Here is a 10,597-nt window from a genome sequence, read left to right on the forward strand (position 1 = left end):
TTCGGCCGCAGAGCGCGATTCTTTTCGTCGTGAAAGACGCATAGGTAAGCTATAATCTTCGAGGGAGCTGGCCGGGCTGCTTGATCGTTTGAGTCTGACACGCGGGGCACTATCGAGTTAGTTGGTGGAAAAGTAAACTTAAATTTGTCGCAGCCGAGTGCCACATTTCGCCACATTCAGATCACTGGATTCATGCATGAAAAACCATTTGCCGCTTAGGATGTGTGGTTTTGTTGGTGCTCTAGGAATTCTGCTGAGCACGCGCCTGGCGCTTGCACAAGGCAGCGGCAACCGCGCGGCCGATGAAGCAGCGGTGCGTCAGGCTGGCAAAGATTATTTAGCCGCCATGGCGCGCGCCGATGTCAAAGCCTTGGCCGATTTCTGGACGGCCGACGGCACTTACACCGACGAGACGGGAAAGACGGTGAACGTTCATGACTTGCTGGCCAAAAGTGCGGCCGGAAGCGGCGCGCCCACTCCTGCCGTCGCCGCGCCTCCGACCAGCGTGAGCCAGGTGACAGTGAGGTTTGTCACCGACGACGTGGCGATTGAAAATGGCGACTGCGAAACAGCCTTGGAAAACGGCAAGGAACCGATCACAGGGCACTACACCGCGTTGTGGGTGAAGCAAAGCGGCCGCTGGAAACTGGACAGCCTGAAGGAGTATCGCACACCGGCAGAGACTTCCGGCAGCGACGAATTAGCATCGCTGGGGGTGTTTGTCGGCGAATGGTCGGGAAAAATGAACGATTCGACGATTCACATTTCGGCCAAATGGGATGCCACGAAGAAATTCCTGCGGCGTGAGATTGCCATTTCCGGCGGAAAAGTATCGCTCAACGGCACGCAAGAAATTGGCTGGGACCCGCTGGCGCAACACATTAAGTCGTGGATGTTCATCGACGACGGCAGCTACAGCGAAGGACTGTGGAGCTTGGAAGGAACCGTGTGGATGGAGGCTTCGCAACGGGTTTTGCCCGATGGAAAAATTTCCAAGGCCACGCAAGTTTACAAAGTGCCCGATAAAAATACGTTGATTTGGAAACTGATTCACGGCTCGGTCGATGGACAGCCGGCCCAGGATTTTGAAGTCACGCTGAAGCGGTCGTAAAACGGCGGCTGGAATTTATGTTGACAGGAAAATTGAAAATTGCGTGCGGATTAGCGGGGGCTTTTTTACTGGCTCTGGCTTTGCCGCTTGGTCGGTTGACTGCGCAGCAAACCGGTGCGGCTGGCAGTGCTTCGGGCAGTGCGGCATCGGCCGATGCCGCGGAGCGGGCGAAAATACTCAATAGCGACCAGTGGAAGCAAATCGGCACGCAGTATCAGCAATGGCTGAACACGCAGCCCATTTATTCGCCCAGCCAGATCAAGAAAATCAACGATCAGCTCGACGCCCAAATTCAGAACATGCCGACCAGCGAACTGCAAGGCTTTATGGACGACTGGCAGGCCAAGCTTAAGGTGCTCAATGGAAAGGATTTTCAAGAAGCGCAGAACTGGCTGGGCGCTTACATGACGAACATGGCGGAAGGTTATCGTCGAAATTATTTGCAACAGATGGGGTTAACTGACATTCCCAGCATGAGCGCCGGACAATTGGAAGAGGCCATCACCGACATTCGCGCCAATCAAATGTCGATCCAGCAAAATCAGGCAGCCTTCAATGCCAGCAGGCGGCAAGCGGTTCAAAATGCGCAGCAGCAAAACGCGGCCTCGATCCAAGCACAACAACAGCAAAGCAATTCGTACACCAGTTCGGCGGGCTTCAATACCTTCCAAAGTCCCTACCGCCCGCCCAAGTTCAATCCCCCGCCGCCGCCGCAAATGAAATTTTTCATTGATAACGGCCCCGGCCAAATCAGCTACTCGTTGCCGCTGTAGCGGGTAAGATTTTTTGGCAAATTCATTGCGAATCGTCATGCGTAAAATTGAAAAACTTTTGATATTTGTGCTGGCAGCAAGCGGCTGGATGAGGGCCGCTCCGCTAGCGGCGCAAATTTCCAGTCAGTCGCCCTCAGATGGGAAGGAGGCTACGAAATCGGTGATGGCGGCGCCGTCGGAAGCTTCGGTCCGGGCAAAAATTATGGCCGGCGACCAGTGGAAACAAGTCGGCGCGGAATATCAAAAATGGCTATCGACGCAGCCCGTTTACACGCCCAGGCAAATCAAGCGAATTAACGAAAAGCTGGATGCTCAAATTCAAACCATGCCGACAAGCGAACTGCAGGCGTTCCTGGACGATTGGCAGGCGAAGCTCAAAGTGCTGAACGGCAAGAATTTTCAGGAGGCGCAAAACTGGTTGGGCGCCTACATGACGAACATGGCCGACGGTTACCGCCGCAAGTATTTGCAATCGCTGGGGCTGACCGATATCCCAAGCCTTAGCGCCGCGCAATTAGAAGCCGCGCTGACGGAAATTCGGGCCGACCGCCAGTCGATTGCCCATAACCAATCCGCGTTCGATCAACTGCGGCAGAAACAACTGCAGTCGCTGCAATCTCAGCAAGCGGCCGCGCAGCAAGCGCGGGAGCAAAGTGCGACGCAACTGAATAACAGCGCGGGCCCAGGCGGAGTTCAAAGTCCTTACAGTCCCGCCTTCGGCAACAATTTTATTCCGCCGTTTGGCTCTTATTTGCCGTTGTAAGTTTTTTCTCAAGGAGGGAAGAACCATGATTGAGCAAATCTCCGGGTTGCCTGATAAGGTGCTGGGTTTCAAAATGTCCGGCAAGCTGCACGACGAAGATTACAAAATGTTTGTGCCGCTGGTCGACGAAGCGATTGCCAAGCAAGGCAAAGTGCGGATGCTGGCGCAATTTCACGATTTTCACGGGTGGGACGCCAAAGCGCTGTGGGACGACACCAAGTTCGCCACCACGCACTGCACGAAGATCGAGCGGATTGCCCTGGTCGGCGAAAAGACTTGGGAAAAATGGATGGCCACCGTCTGCAAGCCATTCACGATGGCCAACATTCGCTATTTTGATGCGGCCCAACTCGAGACGGCTAAAAAATGGCTGGCCGAAGCATGAACCTATCCTCATCCGCAGCCGCACGACGCCGCTAAATTTGAGCCGCGGGCGCAGCAGGCCGGGAGCTGTTTGTGGATCCGAACCAATTGTCTTCGAAGGCCGCCAGCGCGGTGAAGTCGGGCGCGAAAAGCATGATTCGCTCGGCGATGGTCACCAGCCTGATGCTGCGCAAACAGCTGTGGATTTGGCCGATTCTGGGCACGCTGATTTTGGGCCTGTGCGGGTGGTGGGTGAGCCGGTCGGTGGAAAGCGCGATGCGTCAGCGGCGGATCGACGAGTTGACCGCCATTTTAAACGCCGACGTGGCCGCTCTCCACGTCTGGACGCTGGAACAAATTAAAGATGCGCTCCTGATTGCAGACGACGATGAATTAATTCCGCCCGTCGAACAACTCGCGGCAATCGCAAAATCGGCCGGCGATGCCGATGCCACTCGGTCGCTGCTGCAATCGCCGGCGCAAGAATCGCTTCGCACGCAGCTCAAGCCGGAAATGGCGTTGGGGTATGCCGGCTTTGTGATTCTTTCGACCAACGCAACGGTGTTGGCCGCCGATTTGGATGCGCCCGTGGGCCGCACGCTGCCGGGCTATCAAAAAGAGTTTTTCACAAAAGTGGCCGCCGGGCAACCCGCCGTATCGCATCCGTTCCGAAGCATTTTGCTGCTGAAGGATGAAAAGGGAGAAGCTAAGCCAAATTTGCCAACGATGTTTACCGCAGCGCCGCTGAAAAACGCGCAAGGCGAAATCATCGCGGTGCTCGGCTTGCGCATTCGCCCCGACGAAGATTTCACGCGCATTTTGCAAGTGGCCCGCAGCGGCGAAACGGGCGAAACGTACGCCTTCAATCAAGACGGCCTGATGCTCAGTGAAAGCCGGTTTGATGACCAGTTGAAGCAAATCGGACTGTTGGCTGACTTGCCCGATTCGCGTTCGATTCTTACGTTGGAGCTGCGCGATCCGGGCGTCGACATGACAAGCGGCGGCCGGCCGGAATTGCGCCGTGCCGATCAGCCCCTTACCCAAATGGCTACGGCGGCGGTGAAAGGTGAATCGGGAGTCCAGGTGAGTGGTTCCCGCGATTACCGCGGCGTGCCGGTGGTAAGTGCTTGGACGTGGCTAAAGGACGAAGGCTTTGGCGTGACGACGAAGCAAGATGTGGCCGAATCGTTCCAGCCGCTGTACGTGCTCCGCCGCGCCTTCTGGGGAATGTTCGCCCTGCTGATCGCTGCGGCCGTGGCGATTTTCATCTTCACGGTGGTGGTGGCGCATGCCAAGCGCGAAGCACGAATGGCCGTGCTCTCGGCCAAGCACCTGGGCCAATATACGCTGGACGAAAAGTTGGGCGAAGGAGGCATGGGCGTCGTGTACCGCGCCCATCACGACATGCTGCATCGCCCCACGGCGGTCAAATTCTTAGGCGCGGAAAAAACCAACGAGCAAACCATCGCCCGCTTCGAACGCGAAGTGCAACTCACCAGCAAGCTGACGCATCCCAACACGATTGCCATTTACGATTACGGCCGCACGCCGGAGGGTATTTTTTATTACGCCATGGAATATTTGGATGGCATTAACTTGGAAGACCTGGTGAAGCGGCACGGAGCCCAGCCCGAGGGCCGGGTGATCCACATTTTGCAGCAAGTGTGCGGCTCGCTGGCCGAAGCTCACAGCACGGGGTTGATTCACCGCGACATTAAGCCGGCCAACATCATTCTGACCGAACGAGGCGGCATGTACGATTTCGTGAAGCTGCTCGATTTCGGACTGGTGAAAGCGCTCGATAGCCGTAAAGATGCGTCACTGACCGCGACGGGCACGATGACCGGAACGCCGCTGTACATGCCACCGGAGGCAATTCAAAACAGTCAAATGGACGCCCGCAGCGATTTGTACGCGGTCGGCGCGGTCGGTTATTTTCTGCTGACCGGCACACCGGTGTTCGACGCCGACAACGTGATGCAAATCTTGCAAAAGCACGTGATGATGACGCCCGACGCGCCATCCAAACGGTTGGGCAAGCCGGTGTCGGCGGAACTGGAGGCGTTGCTGCTGAAGTGTCTGGCGAAACAACCCGGCGATCGGCCGGCATCGGCAGCGGTTATGGTCGATCTGCTTGCCGCGTGCTCGGCGGTGGCCGCTTGGACCCAAGCCGACGCCCGCGCATGGTGGGAAGCCTGCTATCCGCGTGCGCCGGCGACGACGCAGCCGGACACCACGACGCAAATGTTCGACGCAACGCAGATTTTGGGCGTGGCGGAGGCCGGCAGCGTGAGATCGGCCGAAGCTGGCAGTGAGAAAGCTGGCGAATCTGGCAACGCAAAATCGACTGGAACTGGCAGCGCGAAATTAACGTAGCACAACCACAATCATGGCCCTTGATCGCATTCCTCTGCTGCGCTGGCTCACCGTGCCTTACCATCCGGACGCAACGGCGCGGCAATTTCTCCAGCGGGCACAAACGCAATCGGCCGATGGCTTGGAAGCCAGCGTGGCTGTGCTGGATGGCGCGGAGAGCAAGCAGTTTTTTGGCGTGTCGCTGGCCCGGCGCGGCATTCAACCGGTGTGGCTGCGAATTGTAAACCGCAGCCCACGTGCATATCGGCTGAATTTGCTCGGTCTGGATCCGAACTATTTTTCGCCGTACGAGGCGGCGGCGATCAATCGTTTTGTGTCCGGCCGCAGAATTTTGGAATTCGGGTTTTTCGCGTGGATTTTCCTGCCGCTGTTGATGTTGCCGCTGCTAATTTTATTGCCCATCAAGTTGATTGCCGCGCGCCGGGCCAACCGCCGGATGGAAGCTTTTTTCGAGGAACATGCATTTCATCTCCGGCCCATCGGTACGGAATGCACGGCCGAAGGCTTCGTCTTCACGTCGCTGGATGCGGGAAGCAAAATCGTGCATTTGCGATTCATGAGCCACGAGGAAGTGAAGGAATTCACGTTTACCGTGCCTGTCCCTGGGTTGCACGTGGATTATTTGCGGCACGATTTTGAAAATCGCTACGCGGCGGATCAAATTGTCGAGTGCACCATTCCGATGCTGGTGGAACGAATTTCTCAAATGCCGCCCACGACCACGAACGCGGCCGGCTCGCGCCACGGCGATCCGGTCAATCTGGTTGTCGCCGGGGAATTCCCCACCATCATTAGCGCCTTTGCGGCCCGGTGGGACGAAACCGAAACTATTACGATGGCGACGTGCTGGAAAACCTTCCGGGCGTTTTTTATGGGTTCGGAATATCGCTACTCGCCGGTCAGCCCGTTGTATTTGTTTGGCCGCAGCCAAGATTTTGCCCTGCAACGTGTGCGGCGATCGATTAACGAACGGCTGCATTTACGGTTGTGGGCCACGACGCTGCGCTTTGAAGGCGTACCGGTGTGGATTGGCCAGGTGAGCCGCGACATCGGCGTGCGCTTTACGTGGCGAACGTGGAATTTGACCACGCACCGCATCGATCCCGATGTGGACGAGGCGCGCGATTACGTGGTGGAAGATTTGCTGCAGGCGGAACGGTTGGAGAAAGCGGGCTACCTGGACGGCGTGGGAGCTTGCGGCCGGCAATCGCCGCGTTTGAATTTGACCGGCGATGTGTATTTTACGGATGGGCGGCGGGCGGCCGTGATGGTGTCTGCATCGCGAACCGCGCCCCAATTCGTCGCCTGGGCTTAAACCGGATTCAGGGAGTGAACCACCCAATTTTGGGCGTGACCTCCGTCGCTCGGCTGAAACACCACCCCAAGAACAGAGCGGAAAACAAGCACTTTTTGCGCATTTCCGCAGGGGCAACCAGGGCGCTGGGGTAACCTACACTTTTATGAATGTCCGGATCGGGCTACTGACAGTTTCAGCGGCGAGTTAGAAATTTGCGGTCCGGCGCGAAGAGAATCTGGAAATATCCATCGCAGGGAGATAAATTATGTTTCGCACGACCATGAAAGAACGTAAAGACGGCAAATCGACCAAGTATTCCAATCACGCCCACCGCAATGGGAATGGAAAAGGATATGCCATGGAAACCGAAAGCAACCTGCTGACTACAGTTCGGGAATTGAGCTCTGATGCCACGCAATCGATGAAGCGGCGTGCGGCCGAACTGAAGGAGTCCGCCGCCGATTACATTACCAAGGGCCGCAAGCAAGTTCGCGCACTGCGAAAATCGGCCAAGCTGAAGGTTAAGCAGAATCCCAAAGCCGCACTCGGCATTGCTGCCGGAGTTGGCTTGTTGATCGGTGCCTGCCTGTGCCGCCGCCGTAAGTAGAGCCCAATTAAAGTTTGTAGGAGGCGAATCCTTTCGCCGATGGAAGTGGCTTTGCCCGAGAAATCATGTCAAGCCACTAAATCTGGAAGCGGTCTGACGTTGGTGTCACTAGCATTTATGTATGCAATGGAGTTTTTGGGCAAAAGCCGATGGAAGTATATGTTGGCGGGCTGTCGGGGAAAGGATTCCCCTCCTACAACGGCGGATTACGCTTCCGCTTAAACCGAATTTTCAGGCCGCGCTGCGTTCTCCGACGGGCCACTTGCTTTCAGGCCCCTGAATTCGTCTGGTTCAGCGAAATGGTCGTGTGGGCCAGCCAATCGATGCTTTCGCGGTCGTGGCTGACCAGCAGCGTGGGGATGTGAAATTCCTCGATGGCTTTGACCAGGTGATCGGCCACCGCAGCCCGCAAGCTGGGATCGAGCGCGCTGAGCGGCTCGTCCAACAGCAAGAGTTGGGGACTGCGGAGCAACGCTCGGCCCACGGCCACACGCTGTTTTTGCCCGCCGCTCAGCGAATGGGGCGGCCGGCGCAAAAAATCGGCTAGTTCCAAGATGCTGACGATTTTGTCGAAATCGACGCCAGTTTTCCGCGTGCGCCGCTGGCCATAGCGCAAGTTCTGTTCCACGTTCAAGTGGGGAAACAGTTGATAATCTTGGAACACGTAACCCACGCCGCGCTGTTCCGGACGGAGGTTCACGCACTGTTTGGAATCGAACAGAACCTTGCAGCGCAGCGAAATTGTGCCCGCCTGCGGCGTAAGCAATCCGGCAATTAAATGCAGCACGGTGGTTTTGCCGCTGCCCGATGGACCCACGAGCGCCGTCACGCCCCCTTCGGCCGCAAAGGTAAAATTTAAATGGAATCCGGCAGGATATGTAAAACGGCAATCGAAACGGAGCACGCTCATGGCGGTTATGCAGCAGCTTTTTGAAACTCTGGCCCTTGCAAACGCCTCCGACCGTAGCGCTCTAGCAATTCGCCGGCCGCCAGCGCGACTGCGGCAATCACAATCGAGGCCACGACTAAACGGACCGATTGTTCCATCCCGCCAGGCGTATCGAGCTGCGTGTAAATCAACAGCGACATGGTGCGCGTTTCTCCGGGGATGTTGCCGGCAATCATAATAGTGGCGCCGAACTCGCCCATGCTGCGGGCGAAGGCGAGCAAGCTGCCGCTAAGAATTCCCGGTCGCGCCAAGGGGAGCAAAATGGACCAAAAAGCATCGAGTGGCCGGGCGCCCAAGGTGCGGGCCGCCTGAACCAGCCGATCGTCAATGGCCGAGAAGGCCAGACGAATGGGCCGCACGAACAAGGGAAAAGCGACAACTGCGGAAGCCAGCGCGGCCCCTTTCCAATCGAACACGTAGCGCACGTCGAAGGCCCGTTCCAAAAACGAGCCAATGTAACCTTGCCGACCAAACGTAACGAGCAATAAATAACCGGTCACCACGGGAGGCAACACAAGGGGCAAATTGATGATGGTATCGACCAGAAATTTTCCGGGAAAATTACGCTTGGCCAACAGCCAGCCCAGCGCCACAGCCAGCGGCAAACTGGCGAGCACCGCCACGATGGCGACCAGCAGCGTCAGACGAACAGCTTGCCATTCCGCAAGGGTTAAGAACAAACGTCAGTCCCCTTCAAAATTTAAAATTAGGGTGCGGAGCGACTATCGGGCAATCGAGAAAAGCCAAACTTAGTATAAACGGCGTCGGCCTTTGGCGATTGCAGGAATTCGAACAACTGTTTTGCGGCCGGGTTCTGGCTGCCATGCTTTAACAAGACCAGCATGTAAACAATTTCGTCGTGCAGCTTGGGGTCAAATTGGTAAACCTGTGTTACTGCCGGAGCGATAGACACGTCGGTCGAATAGACAATGCCGGCTTCTGCCTCGCCGCGCTCCACGTAAGTTAGCGCGGTGCGCACGTCCTGGCCGCGGACAATTTTTCCCATGTCGGTCAGCGGCTTGAGCAGATCGAGTTTGGTCAGAGCCTGATCGGCATAGATGCCGGCGGGTACTTTTTCGCCCGCCAATGCAATTTTTTTCACTTTAGCCGACAGCAAATCTTGCGGTTGCTTTACGCCGGCTAGGTTTGCGTTGGGCACGACAAGGACCAACTGATTGGTCAGCAGCCGGGTCATGGCGTCAGCATAGCCGGCTTTCAGCACCTCGTCGGCCCATTGCTGGTTGGCGGAGAGGAATAAATCGGCCGGGGCGCCGGCTTCGATCTGTGCCGCCAAACCGCTGGAGGGCCCCACGTTGACTTTCACCTCGGTGCCCGTTTCGGATTGAAATTGTGTGGCCACGGCTTCCATGATTTCCTTGGTGCTGGCGGCCGCCGACACAATGAGCGGCTCCTTGGTTGCGCCGGGCGGTTGTTGCTGGGTGCACGCGCAAAATAGCAAGGCAAACAGAGCGACGGTTGACCAGACGAAGTAACGAGGTCGCAGCATGAACGCATTCATGATGATAAAAGCCTTTCACGCAGGCGACGAAACGTTCATAATTCTCGCGGGGGGTGCCAGAAACCGATGTCAATAAAAACTCGGGCCAGGCCGACGCCAAAGCGGGAAAACCGCGCTCGTCCAACCGAATGCCACAAGTATAGGAATAACAAGACCCTTCCTCAACCATAGATCGAGCTTTCTGGGGCCTCTCGCGGGGTAACCTATACTTTGAGTGACGCGCCGCTTTGGCATCCGCTCAAATTTCTTGCGAACTGAAACCGGAGAAAATCGCCATGTCGAACACCGCCGAAGCTGTTGTCTTTGACCATGATTTATCCGGCGGCGAAGCGGGAAGCGAACGATTAATTGTCGGCGAGAAGATACGTTTTTCCGAGATTATCAGCGCACTGTCCGTGGCCCTGGATATTACGCAAGGACATCCTCAAGGGCATTGCATGCGCACGGCGCTGATCGGCATGCGGTTGGCCGACGTGTTGCAGCTTTCCGCCGTGGATGGTTCGGCATTGTTTTATGCGCTGTTGCTGAAAGACTTAGGTTGCTCCAGCAATGCCGCCAAAATGGCCTATTTATTTGGCGCCGACGATCAGTTGGTAAAACGCTCCGGCCGCATGATCGATTGGACCAAACCTGGTCAATGCCTAAAGCACTGTTGGAAGCATTGCGCACCCGAAGGCAACACGGTCGACAAGCTGTTAAAAATCGCGGCGATTGCGCGGCTGGGCGTCAAAGGTGGGCAGAAAATTGCCGAAATACGCTGCCAGCGCGGCGCCGAAATTGCCCGCATGCTGCTCTTGCCGGAATCGACGGCCCAAGCCATTTACGATTTGGACGAGCAC

Annotated in this window: 11 protein-coding genes; 8 read left to right on the forward strand and 3 right to left on the reverse strand. The window is 56.6% G+C overall.

Annotated elements, in window-relative coordinates:
* Window positions 1-196 precede the first annotated feature (196 nt).
* The 7 genes from VMJ32_04205 to VMJ32_04235 all read left to right on the forward strand — a co-directional run bounded on the left by VMJ32_04205 (window position 197) and on the right by VMJ32_04235 (window position 7,290).
* Window positions 197-1,111: a DUF4440 domain-containing protein gene (locus VMJ32_04205; protein HTQ38202.1), complete on the forward strand. Its 915-nt coding sequence runs from the start codon at window positions 197-199 to the stop codon at window positions 1,109-1,111.
* 17 nt (window positions 1,112-1,128) lie between these two features.
* Window positions 1,129-1,884 (forward strand): hypothetical protein, encoded by a 756-nt coding sequence (locus VMJ32_04210; GenBank protein ID HTQ38203.1) that lies wholly within the window; start codon window positions 1,129-1,131, stop codon window positions 1,882-1,884.
* Between the two features lie 37 nt (window positions 1,885-1,921).
* Window positions 1,922-2,647: a hypothetical protein gene (locus VMJ32_04215; GenBank protein HTQ38204.1), complete on the forward strand. Its 726-nt coding sequence runs from the start codon at window positions 1,922-1,924 to the stop codon at window positions 2,645-2,647.
* A gap of 25 nt (window positions 2,648-2,672) precedes the next feature.
* Entirely contained in the window at window positions 2,673-3,032 is a 360-nt protein-coding gene (locus tag VMJ32_04220) for an STAS/SEC14 domain-containing protein (protein ID HTQ38205.1), read from the forward strand.
* 71 nt (window positions 3,033-3,103) lie between these two features.
* Window positions 3,104-5,386: a serine/threonine protein kinase gene (locus VMJ32_04225; GenBank protein ID HTQ38206.1), complete on the forward strand. Its 2,283-nt coding sequence runs from the start codon at window positions 3,104-3,106 to the stop codon at window positions 5,384-5,386.
* Window positions 5,387-5,399: 13 nt separating this feature from the next.
* Complete coding sequence (locus VMJ32_04230; GenBank protein HTQ38207.1) at window positions 5,400-6,701, forward strand: LssY C-terminal domain-containing protein; 1,302 nt, start codon at window positions 5,400-5,402, stop codon at window positions 6,699-6,701.
* Between the two features lie 247 nt (window positions 6,702-6,948).
* The gene (locus VMJ32_04235) at window positions 6,949-7,290 is read left to right on the forward strand and encodes a hypothetical protein (GenBank protein HTQ38208.1); all 342 of its coding nucleotides are present in this window, start codon (window positions 6,949-6,951) and stop codon (window positions 7,288-7,290) included.
* Window positions 7,291-7,558: 268 nt separating this feature from the next.
* Here VMJ32_04235 and VMJ32_04240 read toward each other — a convergent pair whose 3' ends face one another.
* From VMJ32_04240 to modA, 3 genes are read right to left on the reverse strand one after another with little or no spacing between them, the layout of a single operon-like run.
* Window positions 7,559-8,200 carry an ATP-binding cassette domain-containing protein gene (locus tag VMJ32_04240; GenBank protein HTQ38209.1) on the reverse strand — a complete coding sequence of 214 codons (642 nt, stop codon included), beginning with the start codon at window positions 8,198-8,200 and terminating at the stop codon, window positions 7,559-7,561.
* A 5-nt stretch (window positions 8,201-8,205) separates the two neighbouring features.
* Window positions 8,206-8,919 carry a molybdate ABC transporter permease subunit gene (gene modB, locus VMJ32_04245; protein ID HTQ38210.1) on the reverse strand — a complete coding sequence of 238 codons (714 nt, stop codon included), beginning with the start codon at window positions 8,917-8,919 and terminating at the stop codon, window positions 8,206-8,208.
* 26 nt (window positions 8,920-8,945) lie between these two features.
* On the reverse strand, window positions 8,946-9,746 hold the full coding sequence (gene modA / locus VMJ32_04250; GenBank protein ID HTQ38211.1) for a molybdate ABC transporter substrate-binding protein: 801 nt from the start codon (window positions 9,744-9,746) through the stop codon (window positions 8,946-8,948).
* A gap of 287 nt (window positions 9,747-10,033) precedes the next feature.
* On the opposite strand from modA, the gene VMJ32_04255 reads away from it, so the two are divergent.
* Window positions 10,034-10,597, forward strand: a 564-nt coding sequence (locus VMJ32_04255) for a hypothetical protein (protein ID HTQ38212.1), incomplete at its 3' end; no start/stop codon positions are given.

The organism is Pirellulales bacterium, from assembly GCA_035499655.1.
GTDB lineage: Bacteria > Planctomycetota > Planctomycetia > Pirellulales > JADZDJ01 > DATJYL01.

Bases quoted from the DNA above. Each gene is read 5' to 3' on its own strand.
- VMJ32_04205 (HTQ38202.1), top strand. From the start codon at position 197: ATGAAAAACCATTTGCCGCTTAGGATGTGTGGTTTTGTTGGTGCTCTA.
- VMJ32_04210 (HTQ38203.1), top strand. From the start codon at position 1,129: ATGTTGACAGGAAAATTGAAAATTGCGTGCGGATTAGCGGGGGCTTTT.
- VMJ32_04215 (HTQ38204.1), top strand. From the start codon at position 1,922: ATGCGTAAAATTGAAAAACTTTTGATATTTGTGCTGGCAGCAAGCGGC.
- VMJ32_04220 (HTQ38205.1), top strand. From the start codon at position 2,673: ATGATTGAGCAAATCTCCGGGTTGCCTGATAAGGTGCTGGGTTTCAAA.
- VMJ32_04230 (HTQ38207.1), top strand. From the start codon at position 5,400: ATGGCCCTTGATCGCATTCCTCTGCTGCGCTGGCTCACCGTGCCTTAC.
- VMJ32_04235 (HTQ38208.1), top strand. From the start codon at position 6,949: ATGTTTCGCACGACCATGAAAGAACGTAAAGACGGCAAATCGACCAAG.
- VMJ32_04240 (HTQ38209.1), bottom strand. From the start codon at position 8,200: ATGAGCGTGCTCCGTTTCGATTGCCGTTTTACATATCCTGCCGGATTC.
- modA (HTQ38211.1), bottom strand. From the start codon at position 9,746: ATGCTGCGACCTCGTTACTTCGTCTGGTCAACCGTCGCTCTGTTTGCC.